This window comes from Thermococcus sp. GR6, from assembly GCF_012027415.1.
Lineage (GTDB): Archaea > Methanobacteriota_B > Thermococci > Thermococcales > Thermococcaceae > Thermococcus > Thermococcus onnurineus.
The window spans coordinates 288,420-301,992 of record NZ_SNUM01000001.1 but is presented as its reverse complement, the minus strand read 5'-3'; the positions used below and the strand labels follow the sequence as shown (position 1 = coordinate 301,992).

The window sequence follows — 13,573 nt, the reverse complement described above, 5'->3', positions numbered from 1 at the left end:
TAGTACTCTATGAGGGAAAGGCTAATAGGCTTATTATTTGCAATGTGAGAAATAATTTTGAGAGAATTTGCTGAAGTGTAAGAATAAACCCAATTAAAAGTTTTCACGACTACAACATGATGAAAATGGAGAAGACTGCCAAAAAATATGATAGGTTTTCAAAAATTTACGACCTCTTCGAGAGCCCAATGGAAGTGAGAGCTTTCTCAAAGTACAGAAAGAAAGCCCTAAGTATGGCTAAAGGGAAAGTCCTCGAGATAGGAGTTGGGACTGGGAAGAATCTTCCATATTACCCCAAAGATGTTGAAGTAATTGGCATAGACTTCAGTAGAGGGATGCTCGAAAAAGCGGAGAGAAGGAGAAAAGAGCTCGGTTTAGAAAATGTCAAGCTTCTCCTGATGGACGCCCAAAATTTAGAGTTTGAAGACAACACTTTTGACACGGTTGTGAGCACTTTCGTGTTTTGTACAGTTCCAGACCCCATCAAAGGGCTGAAAGAAGCTTATAGAGTCTTAAAACCCGAAGGGAAGGCAATATTTCTGGAACATATGAAAAGTGAGTCAAAGCTTTTGAACATTCCACTCTACTTGATGGATCCGATAATGAAAGCCCTAGTAGGCACTTCGATGGTGAGAGAAACGCAAAAGAATATTGAAGAGGCTGGCTTCAAGATAGAAAAGGTTGAAAATCTCTTCTTCGACATCGTGAGGTTAATTGTTGCCACAAAATAGTTTAAAAGAGAGCCTTCAGCCCTCTAAGAGTTTTCTCTTCCTTCTTTCATACTCCTCGTCATCTATCTCTCCCCTTGCGTACTTTTCATCGAGTATTTCAAGGGCGCTCTTTTTTGACGTTTTTGTGATCCCGCTTGAGCTCTGCTCCACGAGCCACTTAATGAACCACACTACCCCAACTATTATCAGTATCCAGAACAGGAGCATGAATATTGCCCCAAACCAGCCGAAGTAGCCAAATCCCATCATGTCGTGCCACCCCCATTCACTTTCTCCAACGTGGGTTAGAAAACCCGAGTTAACGCTTTCAAACATCATTTTGATCGCCTCAGTTACTACTCATTGACAAAGGATATAGCTCTTATTCTTTACAGAAGTGGAATATAGCGTCCAAAAATTTCGAAAAAGAAAAAGAAGAGCTGCCTCAGACTTTCAAAAACTTCGCGTTTATCGCGACTATCACCGTGCTCAAGCTCATCAGCAAAGCACCTACTGCTGGACTTAACAGTATTCCATAGTTGTAAAGCGCCCCTGCTGCCAAAGGAATTGCGAATGTGTTGTAGCCAGTTGCCCATGCCAAATTCTGCACCATCTTCCTATAGGTTGCTCTTGCAAGGTGTATCGCTGTTATAACGTCTCTTGGATCGTTTTTAACCAAGATTATATCAGCACTCTCTATTGCCACATCGGTTCCTGCTCCGATTGCTATACCCACATCCGCCTGGATTAGTGCTGGAGCATCGTTTATTCCGTCCCCAACCATTGCGACGATAAAGCCTTTTTCTTGAAGCTCCTTAACTTTCTCGGACTTCTGATGGGGCAAGACCTCTGCAAAGTAACCATCCAAGCCAAGCTCCTCTGCAACCCACTTTGCAACTTTAGCGTTGTCTCCTGTGAGCATATAAGCTCTAATCCCCATCTCATGAAGCCTCTTTATAGCTTCCCTTGATTCCGGTCTTATCCTGTCCGCTAAGGCGATTGCACCAACCAGCTTTCTCTCAAGTACAAGGAACACCACAGTTTTGCCCTGCTCCAGGACTTTATTAACGCGCTCGTCCTCAGTCCAGAGTCTGTTTTCCTCCAGGAAGCCAGGGCTTACGACGAGAACCTCTTTGCCGTTGATGGTCCCCTGGACGCCCTTGCCCGGCAGCACTTTAGATTGCTCAACATTGTAGAGCTCAAGCCCGAGCTCTTTCGCCCTCTCAACTATCCCCTGCGCTATCGGGTGTGATGAGTGGCTCTCCAGCGCTGCCGCGTACCGCAGGATTTCTTTCTCCTCCAGCTCATCCAGTGGAATTACATCTGTTACCTCGAATTTTCCTTCGGTCAAGGTTCCCGTCTTGTCAAAGACAACTACCTGAACATCCTTTGCCCTCTCAAAGGCTTCTCTATTCCTAATTAAGATTCCCTTTCTCGCTGATATTGACGTTGACACTGAGACTACTAAAGGAACAGCCAATCCCAAAGCGTGGGGGCATGTAATTACCATCACGGTGACCATTCTCTCCAAAGCGAACACAAAGGGCTTCCCTAAGTAGAGCCAAGTTCCTAAAGTTACGCTTCCAGCGGTTATTGCAATGAGTGTAAGCCAAAACGCTGCTCTATTAGCCAAGTCTTGAGTTCTTGACCTCGTCTCTTGGGCCTGCTTTACAAGCTCAACCACCTGCATCAAGTAGGTCTCTTTTCCAGTCTTCTCGATCCTGACTTTAATCGAGCCCTCCAGGTTTATTGAACCGCCTATAACAATGTCGCCGGGTTTCTTATAGACAGGCTTTGACTCACCGGTGAGCATTGCCTCGTTTACACTCGTCTCACCCTCAATTATAATGCCATCGGAGGGTATCTTTTCCCCAGGTTTAACTAGGACTATATCTCCTTTCTTAAGCTGGCTCACTGGGACGTCTTTTATTCCCTCAGGAGTTATTAAGTGGGCATCAGTTGGCATGAGCTTTATTAGCTCCTCTAAAGCCCTCGAAGCGCCGAGAACAGAACGCATCTCTATGTAGTGCCCCAAAAGCATAATGTCAATAAGCGTCGCAAGCTCCCAGTAGAAGGTCTTTCCGGGCAATCCAAAGGTCACAGCGGCGCTGTAAAAGAAGGCAACTGTGATTGCCAAAGCAATTAGCGTCATCATTCCTGGGGTTTTCTTCTTAAATTCATCTCTCATTCCCGTTAGGAATGGCTTCCCACCGTAGAAGTAGACCACTGTCGATAGCGCAAAGAGAACATATCTATCGCCCGTGAACGTGAATGTAAAACCAAGGAACTTTTGAATCAGCGGAGATAGAAGCAGTATTGGAATCGTAAGTATGGCAGAAACTATAAATCTCTTCTTAAAGTCCTCCATCATCATTCTATGGTGATCCGCATGCGAATGCTTGTGTTCTCCATGCTCAGGTTCATGAGCCGCGTGTTCATGCTTTTCTTCCTCCATCTTGTGTCTATGCATTTCATGCTCTCCATGTTCCATATGTTCATGCTTTTCGCTTTCCTCATGTTGGTGCATCATCATTTCTTTGTGTTCTTCATGGGTGTGCTCATTGTGAACCTTTTTTTCATCTTCCATATCAATCACCATCATTAATTTCTAACTAACAAAAAATATTTAACCATTTTTCATACAAAATGGAAAATCTGAGCCAAATAGGTGCACAAGAAATAAAGAGAAAAGTTTCCAAAGTGAGCACCTACCAATAAAAGCATTTTTGAATTTGGCATAACATTCCGGTTGTCACATATACCTACTGTATATCACGCTTTATTCCAATAACGATCTCTCCTGGCAACCCAAATAATTTCACTTCTTCTTTGTACTTTATCTCAAATCCAGCCTCTCTTATTGATTGCTCAACATAGATAGGTCTGCAGTCAATGTATTGGGGAAATTTTTCGTGAAGCCACTCATAAAGCCTCAGCAAAACATTCCACCTTCTTTTGACATGCTGACAACTCCAAGCTTCCCACCAGGTTTTAGAACCCTTTTAATCTCGTTAAGAACTTTCGAAATTTCGGGTGTGTCAAAAAGTTCAAGGGTGAAGCTCATGAAAACAGCATCGAATTTATTGTCTTCATAGGGCAATTTTGATGCGTTTCACAATACAGCTCGACTCTATCTAAAAGTCCAGCTTTTTCAAGTCTCCGTTTACTAACTTCCAGCATCCCAGAAGAAATGTCAATACCGTAAACCTTTCCTTCCTCTCCCACCAACTCAGCCATTTTCTTCAAGCAGTGCCCAGTTCCAAAGCCAATCTCCAGAACGATTTCCCTTTTTTAATGTCCAACAGCTCCAATGCCCTGCCCTATATTTTTCTCAAAAAATGCAAAACAATCGTAAAATCGGCTGATCTTATCGTAAGCCTTTTTTGCTTGAGCCTTGGTTCTATATACTCGTAATACCTTGCGATTTTTTGAATCCATTCTGTTCTCCCTTTGTAGTTTGTATTCCAGATTATTTACTCCTCCATGTGCTTAAGCGCAACCTTCAAAATTTCCCTTATATGCTCGTCATCCAGGCGATAGAAGACGTTCTTTCCGCCCTTCCTGTATGTAACGATTTTTCTATCCTTCAAGATTCTAAGCTGGTGAGATATAGCTGAAACTGACAGGCCGGTAATGTTCTATAAATCGCACGTGCAGAGTTCATCCTCCAGCAGTGCGAAAAGTATCTTAAGCCTTGTGGGGTTACCTAAAGCGTCAAAGAAATATTATTATAAAGATTTCTGAGCAGAAGTAAGTAAAGTCACTCTAAAGAGAGCAGATATACTCCAAAGAGCATTAAAACGCCAAAAAATGCTTTAATTGCTGTAAAGCTCTCCCCAAGGACTAAAAAAGCAAAGAGAGCACCAATTAGTGAGGAAGTTGAAAAAATTGCCCCTGTTTTCATAGCCCCAATTTCTCTTAGAGCAAATAGAAATAGCACGATGGAGAAGCCTATGCTAAACGCACCGACAGTTAAAATGTATGGAAGGCTTTGAAGCGGAATGTAGAAGGGAATCCCAATTAGAGAAGCCAAAATTAATAGCGCACTCCCTCCAAACAGTCCCTTTAGTGAAGTTACCAAGAGCAAATCCCTCTTAACGCTTAGCAACTTGCTCAAATTATTGTCTATCGCCCATGAAAGACCTGCCGAGATTATTAAAATGTTCCCAAGGATGCCTTTGCTCAGCTCTACTTCCCTAAAGTTTTCCGTCGAGATTACAACAGCTCCAATTAAGATTAAGAGAATTCCGAGAATGCTTCTTCTTGAAGCCTTCTCTTTAAAGATTAAGAGAGCGATTAAAACTGTGAACAATGTTTCAGTATTGAGTAGAAGGGATGCATTGACCGCTGTTGTTTTATCAAGTCCAAACATAAAGGAGAGTGGTGCCAAAAAAGAGCCAAAGAGCACTATAAAAGCTAATAGCAGGAGGTCTCGCCTTGAGAAGTGTTCTTGGGTTTTAACTTTAAATTCAAGCCTTTCAAGGATTTTATCCTTAAGTGGTGTGAAACGGAGAAGCATTAGAACTATTCCAGCCGTTAGATAAATGCTCCCTGCTACAATCATTGGATGGACATCTCTAAGGGCGATTTTGTTCAGCGTTGAGCTTATTCCAAAGAGCAGTGCTGCTAAGAGAGCGCTCACATAGCCATAATGGTGAGTCATGTAGTAAATCTAAAATAAAGCCCTTATAAGTTTAGTTCACACGAAAAAGAGAAAGGTAATACAAAATTTCACTCTTTCAGCTAAAGTGTCACGCTAATCAGTAAAGAATTTCACGCCAAACCAGAGTCGGCAGAAAGAAAGAGCATTACCGCCAATTGATAATAATATTAATAATGCATGTCCATTCATCAACAGTACCTCATAAAAGAAAAGTAAAGAAGATTAATGGCAGCAACAGCCGTGCCCTCTGCCATGTTTATGACCATGAGAATGCATGCCGTGCTCGTGCTTCATTCCCTCTTCCTTGACGTATTTCTCAGGATCTGCTTCAAATTGAGCTTTGCAGTGTGGAGAGCAGAAGTAGTAGGTCTTTCCACTGTACTCCACTTTGAACTCGGTTTCTTCACTAACTTCCATTCCGCAGACTGGGTCTATGGGCATCTTAAGCCACCTCCACCTCATAGCCGAACTTCGCTACGGCGTTGATTAGGTCCTCGATCTTGAGCTTTGACTCATCGTACTCGACGACCGCGGTCTTGTTCTCGAGGCTAACCTCTGCTTTGGCGCCAATCTTCTCCAAGGCCCTCCTGATGGTCATCACACAGTGCCTGCAGCTCATATTGTTAATCTTCAAAACAACTTTCGCCATTTCAATCACCTGTACTAACTAAGCGCGAAAGCTTATTGTCCTTATTCTTTACAAGGTGAAAAGGGGATGGAAAGAAAACTTCAAAAACTGAAAATCACAGGGAGTCAATGATTTTCTTGAGCTTTTCCTCCATTGGCTCCATAAGCTCTACGACTTTCTCCCCGGCTACCTTCCAAGCGATGCTTGGCAGGGCGACTCCAAGATAGTTTCCGTCCTCCTTCCGGTAGCCAAAGCCAGTACAGGGTAGGAGGGCACCGATGTTTGGGTCAATCTTCACGAGCTCCTCCACCAGCTCGCTGTGGCAGATGAATAGCAGGTGGTAGTCCGCTATTATGCCGTCTTCACCTTCGGTTATCGCAACCGGAATCCTCTCGCCTATCAGAAGGAACCCCTCCTCCTCGAGCTTCTTCTTAAAGCGCTCCCACACGAAATCTAGATCCTCATCAAACCTCCTGACGTAGTAGAACTCCATCACCATCACCCCGTCTCCACCATTATGCACTTTATAAAACTGTACTCCACGCCTTGGCTCTCCAAAAACTCCCTAATCTCTTCGCTCTCAGCTCCGGGCTGGAACCACAGCCTTCTGAAACCGGCTTCAACGGCTTCCTTTGCCACCTGAATGCCAACTTTGGGGGGGACAACAAAGACTATCACATCAACATCTTTTGGCAATTCCCTAACGCTTCTGTAGCACTTTAATCCTTCAATCTCGTCGTAGTTGGGATTAACGGGCAGAACCTCAAATCCCTTTCTCATTAAATCTCTTAGGATTATGTTGCCGTATTTGGCTGGATTTGGGCTTGCCCCCACCAGGGCGATTCGCTTAAAACTCCGCGCGTTCATTTTCTTCACCTGACTTGAACTCAAATTCATGCTTTTTATGAATTGCTGAACAAAAATGAGTAAAAAGCTAAACACTACTTTTGAGTCCTGCATCTTTAGGATTCAGCAAAGGCTCCTTCCCGTAGGCCCTGAGAACGAGGTACAGGGCGAGGATGAGGTAACCGAACTGCACTATTATCCTTCCCCACTCCATGCTCGTCGAGTATCCAAAGAGCACGGCAAAGAAGGAACCTATCGCCCCCTTGTGGTGCCACATGCTGTTGCTTGGAATGCCAAGGTCATACGCGGTTTCTCCAACGAAGCCTAAGTTCAAGCCTTCCTCTCCAGCCCACTCTATCAGCTCATGGGTCCCGTAACCTGCCATGCCAGCAGCGACGAAGACAAGGATTATTGAGCTGTAGTAGAAAAATGTCCTCAGGTTTATCTTCATGCCGACTCCATAGATGAGGTAAGCGAGTATAAATGCACTAACTAAGCCCGTTATAAGCCCGAGGAGCGTGCCGCCGAAGTCCTGAGTCATGAAGGGCGTAAGGAACAGGACAGTCTCAAGTCCCTCTCTGAAGACAACTATGAATGTAAAGCTAATTAATGCAAGGGGACCTATTGTGTTGCTGATCCTGCTCTCTATCTCCGCCCTAATGTTTTTACCTTTGGTAGCCATCCAGTATATCATGCTCGTGAGGACTATCACAGCCAGGTAGGAAGCCAGGCCCTCAAAGAGCTCCTTCTCTTCTAGGCCCCCATAGAGCCCCAGTATCGCGGCTCCGAGGAGAATACTAGCCAGCAGAGAAAGTCCCACGCCGATCCAGACGTTTTTTATCTGTTCAGTCCCGTTGGTTCTCCTTAAATAGGCAACTATTATTGCGACTATTATGGCGGCCTCAAGGGCCTCTCTGAAGGTTATGAGGAAAGCGCCAGCGTTCATTACTCCACCCCCGAAATTTTTAGGCCAGTCTAAAATCTCTCGGATAACTTATGAAGTTTATCTTTGCCAAATTGAAGTTTTGGACGTAGGGGTGAAAACGCCCGCGTTCAGGAGGGGAGACACTTCAAAAGCAAAACCCAGTGGTTTGGATATCGAACTTGAGTTTCAGACAATTCGCAATAATTGCCCGGGTATGGGCATGCCCATGTCTGTCACCTGCTTAATGTGAGAAAGAAACGGCTCAAAATTTACAAAATGGAAAAAGGGAGTTAAATCTTTCCAACTAAATCGAGGCTGACCTCAAGGGTCTCCTTGCCGGGCTCCCAGCTGGCCGGACACACATGTCCGGGGTGCTCCCTCACATACTTAGAGGCCCTGAGTCTCCTAAGTATCTCCTTCGCGCTCCTACCTATGCTCAAATCGTGCATCTCCATGTGGACGACTTTTCCGTCAGGGTCTATGATAAAGGTCGCCCTCCAGGAGACGCCCTCGTCCTCGATGTAAGTGCCGAAGAGGCGGCATATCTTCCCCGCTGGGTCAGCGAGCATTGGGTACTTTATCTTCTTGATCGCGGGAGAAGTGTCGTGCCAGGCCTTGTGGACGTAGGCAGTGTCCGTTGAAACGCTCAGGATTTCAGCGCCCTCCTTCTTGAACTCCTCGTAGTATTCAGCAAGCTCCTCAAGCTCCGTCGGGCAGACGAAGGTGAAGTCAGCCGGATAGAACGCCAAAACAACCCACTTGCCCCTGTAGTCCGAAAGCTTAACCTTCTCTATTGCGTCCTTTTCCGGAAGGTAGGCATCTGCCTCAAAGTCCGGGACGATTTCTCCAACTTTCACCATCTTTCAAACACCTCAGAACTATGTTGGGAAACCTAACTTATATAGGTTTGCCTAACAAAGTGAAAAGTTCCAAAATCGAAAGTATTGCATTTTGAAGGACAAATTTAAATATCCCAAAAGCGAACTTCGTTCGGTGATAAGATGAAGGTTAAGATAGTTCTCGGAACGGCAAGGGAAGGTAGGAAAAGCGAGAAAGTTGTGAGGTACCTCGTGAAGAAGGCCCAAGAATTCGGCTGGGACGCTGAGCTGATAGACGTCCGCGATTACCTCCTCGCCTACACCCACCGCTGGAGGATCACACCGGAGATGGAAAAATACCGGGAGAAGATTCTCGAAGCGGATGCGCTCATCATAGTCGCACCCGAGTACAACGGGAGCTATCCCGGCGAGCTCAAGATACTCCTGGACACAATTTACGACGAGTACGAGGCTTTACCAGTTGGAATATGTACCGTCTCAAGCGTTACCGGCGGCGTTAGGCTGCTGATGGAGCTGAGAACCGCGTCGCTTAACTACCGCATGCTCCCAGTTGCGCAGGTTCTGTTCTACAACGTGGACGACATATTCGAGGGCGAAGAGCTAAAGGACGAGAAGTATGAGGAGAGGGTTGGAAGGCTCTTCGGGACTCTCGAAAAGTACGCGAAGGCCCTGAAGCCAATAAGGGACGAAGTAAGAGAAAAACCCAGAAAAAAGGAGCGAGGAACTATGAGGTCGTAGTTGTATATCCACGGAGAGACCGCCTTAGATGGGTCGCCCAAGTCGCTGAGTGGGTTATGGAAGAAGGAAAACCACTGATTCCTGCTTATGCTTCACGCCACGAAGAGCCAGTAGGTTATCGGGCCGGCGATTCCGGAGTACTTAAGCGTCTTCACCCTCAAAACCCCAGGATAGATTTGCCGTCACCTGCTATAAGCATGTTCCATGTGAATACGGAACAAGAGAAGAAAAAGTCAAAGCAGGCCCTCGATGAGCTCCAATATGTTGCCCCTAGCCTTGCCCCTGAGGCGCTCCAGGTGGCCGCTCAAGGCCTCACCGATGCCGTGAATGAAGAGGTTCAATGCCTCCTCACTCTCAAGTCCGCGCGAGCGGAGGTAGAAGAGGGCATCCTCATCGAACTGCCTCACCGCGGATGAATGGGCGGCGGCTTCGATTTCTCCGGTGTCGACCTCAAGCATCGGCACGCTCACACCGAGGGAGCCCTCGTCCATGATGGTTATCTGCGAAATTACTTCGCTCACCGAGTTCTTCGCACTCTCGAAGACCTTCGCGACGCCCCTGTGGACGGCCCAGCCGTTCTGGTAAGAGAACCCGTGAACCCTGGTCTCGCTGATGGTTCTCTCGCCGTACTGTAGGACGTTAGTAAGATAGTCAACGGAAGAGCCCACCGCTATAGGCATGCCCCTCAGGATAAGCTCGCTCTTTGCTCCTTCGAGAGAGTAGTCCTCGCGGTGGTGGCTCATCTTGCCGCCGCTGATAACGGTGAAGGCTTTGACTCTGGTTCCTTCGCCGAGGCTCGCCCTCAGGAGGTAGTGCGACAAGCTTTTGTGCTTCCCGACAGTGAGTATCTCAAGCTCGGCGTTTTTGGCTTTAAGCTCGACCACTAGGGATTTTGTTCCTTCTTCGCTCAAATCGTGGATGATTATCGGCGCCTTCACGCCCTCGGCCTCTATGCTGATGTGGTGGCTGATGAAGGCCTTCTCCGATAGGTGCGATACTACCACAAGCGGCTCGAGAAGGTCTTCGGTTATCCTCAGTCTGTAGGACTTCTTGAGTGCATAAAAGTGGAAGCCAAGGATTCTTGACTCCTCCGGACTCGAGAGGCCAAGCGTTCCCTCACCCAGCTCAACTCCAGCGGGAAGGTTGAAATCCGCCTCACTCCCAGAGAGGATAACATGCGCCTTAATCTTCACTTCTCCGGCCTTTGCCTCCGTCGGGAGCTCAAGTGGTGAGTTTTCCTCGAAGAGCTTCCACTTGGTGTAGCTCTTTATGGTCGGGCTGTCGCCGTACTTCTGGTACTCAAGGGCTTCAAGCTTCTCAAGAGTTATTTTTGGAAGCATGGAATGCATCAGCCAACACCCCCAACCTCACTGAACTCCAGCTCTATGACCTTCTTGAGCACCTCAACGTACTCGAAAGGCAGCCCCTCAAGGATTTCACTAATGAAGCCAAGCACTATAAGGCTCTTCGCTTCCTCCTCACCTATTCCGCGCGAGTTCATGTAGAAGAGCTTGTCCTCGCCGAGCTTTCCAGTGGTGGCTTCGTGGATTATGCTCGCGCTTGGCTCGTCGTTCTGGTTGTGTGGATAGGTGTAGGCCTTGCTCTCCTCGTCGAGTATGAGTGAGTCACAAGATACCGTCGCCGTCGAATTTTTAGCTCCCTTCAAGATCCTCACCAGTCCGCGATAGATGTTGATTCCGCCGTTGGCGCTTATGCTCTTCGAGACTATCTTGGAGCTAGTGTTGGGTGCGAGGTGCCAGGTTTTGGCCCCAGTATCCTTCATGAAGGGCCCGTTGCTGAGCGAAACGACATATTGAGCCGTCCTCGCCCCTTCTCCCTTCAGGACGCTCGACGGGTATGTGTAGGTTATCTTACTTCCTATGCTCCCCTCAATCCACTCGACGTAGGCGTTCTCCTCGATTATCGCGCGCTTGTTGTTGAAGTTGATGACGTTCCTGCTCCAGTTCTGTATCGTGGTGAACTTGACGGTCGCTCCCTTGTGGGCGTATATCTCGACCATTCCGTCGTGGAAGGAGAAGCCCTTGTACATCGGCGCAGAACAGCCTTCTATGAAGTGGATGTAGCTCCCCTCGTCAGCAACTAGGAGAGTGTGCTCGAACTGTCCTTCCAAAGCCGAGCCTATGACGAAGAATGCCTCAACCGGGAAAGGTATCCTAACGCCCTTCGGGACGTAGACGAAAACTCCACCGCTCCAGAGAGCGTGATGCAGTGCCGAAAACTTGTGCTCTCCGGCCGGAAAGACTCTACCAAAGTACCTCTTTACGAGATCAGGGTATTTCTGGACGGCTTCCTCCATCGGGAGCATGATTATGCCCATCTTCTCGAACTCGGCCTTGAGGTTAGAGTAGACGCTTTCGCTGTCGAAGACAGCCGTTAAGCCAGAGAGGAACTTTTTCTCTATCTCAGGAATGTTCAGGCGCTCGAAAGTTCTCCTTATGTTCTCGGGCAGGTCCTCCCAGTCCCTGATCTCGTTGCCGATCTCGGGCTTGGAGTATAGGGTGAGGCTTTCAAGGTCGAGCTCCTCAACGCCGACTACCCATTTAGGCATGGGGAGCTTGTGGAACAGCTCAAGAGCTTTAAGCCTGTGCCTGAGCATCCATTCTGGCTCGTTCTTTATGCGCGAAAGCTCCTCTATCATGTCCCTGGTCAGCTCGCCTTTCAGCTCGATTTCCTTGGGATAGGGCACTGCCGTACCGAGGATTTCCTCCAGCGAGCCGGCCTTGAGGATCTCCTCAAGCCTTGACTGCCCTGCCATTGTCTTTCACCGCCGCGAAGCCCTTCTCTTCAATGAGTTTTACAAGCTCCATTCCGCCAGAAACGACAAGCCGCCCGTCCTTGATGACGTGAACTCTCTGGGGATTGAGGTACTCTAGTATCCTGCCGTAGTGCGTGATTAGGAGTATGCTCGTCCCCTCACGGTGGAGTTTGGCTATTATCCCCGCTATGACCTTGAGAGAATCGACGTCAACACCGCTGTCGGGTTCGTCGAGGATAAGAAGCTTCGGCTTCACAAGGTACGCCTGGAGCATCTCAAGCTTCTTCCTCTCACCGCCGGAGAAGCCGACGTTGAGCTCCCTTGAGAGCATCGAGCTGTCGAAGCCAAGCTCCTCAACGGCCCTGAATATCATGTCGTAAGCCTCAACCTCGTCAATGCCCCTGAGGTTCTTGAGCATCCTCTGGAAGAACTGTATAACCTTAACCCCCTCGACTTCGACGGGGTGCTGGAAGCTGAGGAATATGCCCTTCTTAGCCCTATCTTCCGGCTTTGTGTTGGTTATGTCCGCTCCTTCGAAGAGTATCCTTCCCTTGACAACCTCGTACTTCGGATGTCCGGCAATCGTGAGGGCTAAAGTAGATTTTCCGCTTCCGTTGGGCCCCATGACCACGTGAAGCTCTCCCCCACCCAGTTCAAAGCTTACTCCCCAGAGTATTCCCTTGTCCGCAACCTTAACATGGAGATTTTCCACCTTTAGCATAACCATCACCGTCCTTTCTTTACCCGAGTTTGGGTAGAAACGTACACTTTTAAAACCTTTCTTCACAAATTTGTGTACTCAAGAAATCCAGAAAAGGTAGAACCCACGCAAAAGAGAGGCAGTGGGAAAGACCGGCAGAGGATTTAGCCCCCTGACTGAAGGAGCAGGCCCGGAAGCTGCGGCTGCCTCTGGCCGAGCTCTTGGTCGAGCATGAAGAGAACCTGCGGACTGTCCTTTGCAAACTTGAGCTTATCAACAATCTTCTTGACGCTTGCCTCTTCTTCAACCTGCTCGTTTATGAACCACTCCAAAAATGCCCTCGTTGAGTAGTCCTTCTCCTCCTCTGCCAGAGCAGCGAGCTCGTTTATGCACTTGCTTATGAACTGCTCGTGCTCGTATGCCGCCTCAAATGCTGCCAGTGGAGATTCCCACTCTTTCGGTGGCTCCTTTACGGCCTTCAACTCGACCCTCCCATTTCTGTCGTAAATGTAGTTGTAGAATCTTAGGGCGTGGCCGAGTTCTTCCTCGGCCTGGGCCTTCATCCAGTTGGCGAAGCCTTCAAGGTTCATATCCTCGAAATAGGCTGCAATCGCAAAGTACAGATATGCAGAATAGAGCTCTCTGTTGAGTTGCTCATTGAGGGCCTTTAGCATCTTCTCGCTCAGCATGGCCATCACCCCTCCTATAGTTACACCCGGTTACTTTAAAAGCTTTCTCCTTAGATTTT

16 protein-coding genes and 2 pseudogenes are annotated in these 13,573 nt (G+C 47.7%); 2 read left to right on the top strand and 16 right to left on the bottom strand.

Annotated features, from left to right (window positions below; genetic code table 11):
* Positions 1–116: 116 nt before the first annotated feature.
* The gene (locus E3E32_RS01765; protein WP_167729924.1) at positions 117–731 is read left to right on the top strand and encodes a class I SAM-dependent methyltransferase; all 615 of its coding nucleotides are present in this window, start codon (positions 117–119) and stop codon (positions 729–731) included.
* A 15-nt stretch (positions 732–746) separates the two neighbouring features.
* Here the strand turns inward: E3E32_RS01765 and E3E32_RS01760 are convergent, their stop codons facing one another.
* The 12 genes and pseudogenes from E3E32_RS01760 to E3E32_RS01710 form a co-directional block, all read right to left on the bottom strand.
* Positions 747–1,049, bottom strand: a complete 303-nt coding sequence (locus tag E3E32_RS01760; protein WP_240910543.1) for an SHOCT domain-containing protein — start codon at positions 1,047–1,049, stop codon at positions 747–749.
* Positions 1,050–1,155: 106 nt separating this feature from the next.
* On the bottom strand, positions 1,156–3,078 hold the full coding sequence (locus tag E3E32_RS01755; protein ID WP_370456358.1) for a heavy metal translocating P-type ATPase: 1,923 nt from the start codon (positions 3,076–3,078) through the stop codon (positions 1,156–1,158).
* A gap of 394 nt (positions 3,079–3,472) precedes the next feature.
* Entirely contained in the window at positions 3,473–3,649 is a 177-nt protein-coding gene (locus E3E32_RS10060) for a hypothetical protein (protein ID WP_206205190.1), read from the bottom strand.
* A pseudogene (locus E3E32_RS10090) lies at positions 3,643–3,947 on the bottom strand (class I SAM-dependent methyltransferase). The gene E3E32_RS10060 and the pseudogene E3E32_RS10090 overlap by 7 nt, the downstream one beginning before the upstream one ends.
* A 236-nt stretch (positions 3,948–4,183) precedes the next feature.
* Positions 4,184–4,432, bottom strand: a pseudogene (locus E3E32_RS01745) (ArsR/SmtB family transcription factor); the annotation flags it as partial.
* Between the two features lie 38 nt (positions 4,433–4,470).
* Positions 4,471–5,373 (bottom strand): DMT family transporter, encoded by a 903-nt coding sequence (locus E3E32_RS01740; RefSeq protein WP_167729923.1) that lies wholly within the window; start codon positions 5,371–5,373, stop codon positions 4,471–4,473.
* 222 nt (positions 5,374–5,595) lie between these two features.
* The gene (locus E3E32_RS01735) at positions 5,596–5,835 is read right to left on the bottom strand and encodes a YHS domain-containing protein (protein WP_240910541.1); all 240 of its coding nucleotides are present in this window, start codon (positions 5,833–5,835) and stop codon (positions 5,596–5,598) included.
* On the bottom strand, positions 5,816–6,022 hold the full coding sequence (locus E3E32_RS01730) for a heavy-metal-associated domain-containing protein (protein WP_167729922.1): 207 nt from the start codon (positions 6,020–6,022) through the stop codon (positions 5,816–5,818). The genes E3E32_RS01735 and E3E32_RS01730 overlap by 20 nt, the downstream gene beginning before the upstream one ends.
* A gap of 94 nt (positions 6,023–6,116) precedes the next feature.
* A complete protein-coding gene (locus E3E32_RS01725) occupies positions 6,117–6,494 on the bottom strand; it encodes a DUF302 domain-containing protein (protein WP_167730883.1) in 378 nt (125 codons plus the stop codon).
* A gap of 5 nt (positions 6,495–6,499) precedes the next feature.
* Complete coding sequence (locus E3E32_RS01720; RefSeq protein ID WP_167729921.1) at positions 6,500–6,868, bottom strand: CoA-binding protein; 369 nt, start codon at positions 6,866–6,868, stop codon at positions 6,500–6,502.
* 67 nt (positions 6,869–6,935) lie between these two features.
* Positions 6,936–7,793 (bottom strand): FTR1 family protein, encoded by an 858-nt coding sequence (locus tag E3E32_RS01715; protein ID WP_167729920.1) that lies wholly within the window; start codon positions 7,791–7,793, stop codon positions 6,936–6,938.
* A gap of 269 nt (positions 7,794–8,062) precedes the next feature.
* Positions 8,063–8,632 (bottom strand): peroxiredoxin, encoded by a 570-nt coding sequence (locus tag E3E32_RS01710; RefSeq protein ID WP_167729919.1) that lies wholly within the window; start codon positions 8,630–8,632, stop codon positions 8,063–8,065.
* Between the two features lie 141 nt (positions 8,633–8,773).
* Here E3E32_RS01710 and E3E32_RS01705 point away from each other — a divergent pair, with 141 nt between their 5' ends.
* Positions 8,774–9,349 carry an NADPH-dependent FMN reductase gene (locus tag E3E32_RS01705; protein WP_167729918.1) on the top strand — a complete coding sequence of 192 codons (576 nt, stop codon included), beginning with the start codon at positions 8,774–8,776 and terminating at the stop codon, positions 9,347–9,349.
* 233 nt (positions 9,350–9,582) lie between these two features.
* Here E3E32_RS01705 and E3E32_RS01700 read toward each other — a convergent pair whose 3' ends face one another.
* From E3E32_RS01700 to E3E32_RS01685, 4 genes are all read right to left on the bottom strand, one after another.
* The gene (locus tag E3E32_RS01700) at positions 9,583–10,698 is read right to left on the bottom strand and encodes a SufD family Fe-S cluster assembly protein (protein ID WP_206205187.1); all 1,116 of its coding nucleotides are present in this window, start codon (positions 10,696–10,698) and stop codon (positions 9,583–9,585) included.
* Positions 10,698–12,125 (bottom strand): Fe-S cluster assembly protein SufB, encoded by a 1,428-nt coding sequence (gene sufB / locus E3E32_RS01695; RefSeq protein ID WP_167729917.1) that lies wholly within the window; start codon positions 12,123–12,125, stop codon positions 10,698–10,700. Before sufB ends, E3E32_RS01700 begins: the two co-directional genes overlap by 1 nt.
* Positions 12,103–12,846 carry a Fe-S cluster assembly ATPase SufC gene (gene sufC, locus E3E32_RS01690; RefSeq protein WP_167730881.1) on the bottom strand — a complete coding sequence of 248 codons (744 nt, stop codon included), beginning with the start codon at positions 12,844–12,846 and terminating at the stop codon, positions 12,103–12,105. The genes sufB and sufC overlap by 23 nt, the downstream gene beginning before the upstream one ends.
* Positions 12,847–12,989: 143 nt before the next feature.
* On the bottom strand, positions 12,990–13,514 hold the full coding sequence (locus tag E3E32_RS01685) for a ferritin (protein ID WP_167730880.1): 525 nt from the start codon (positions 13,512–13,514) through the stop codon (positions 12,990–12,992).
* Positions 13,515–13,573 lie beyond the last annotated feature (59 nt).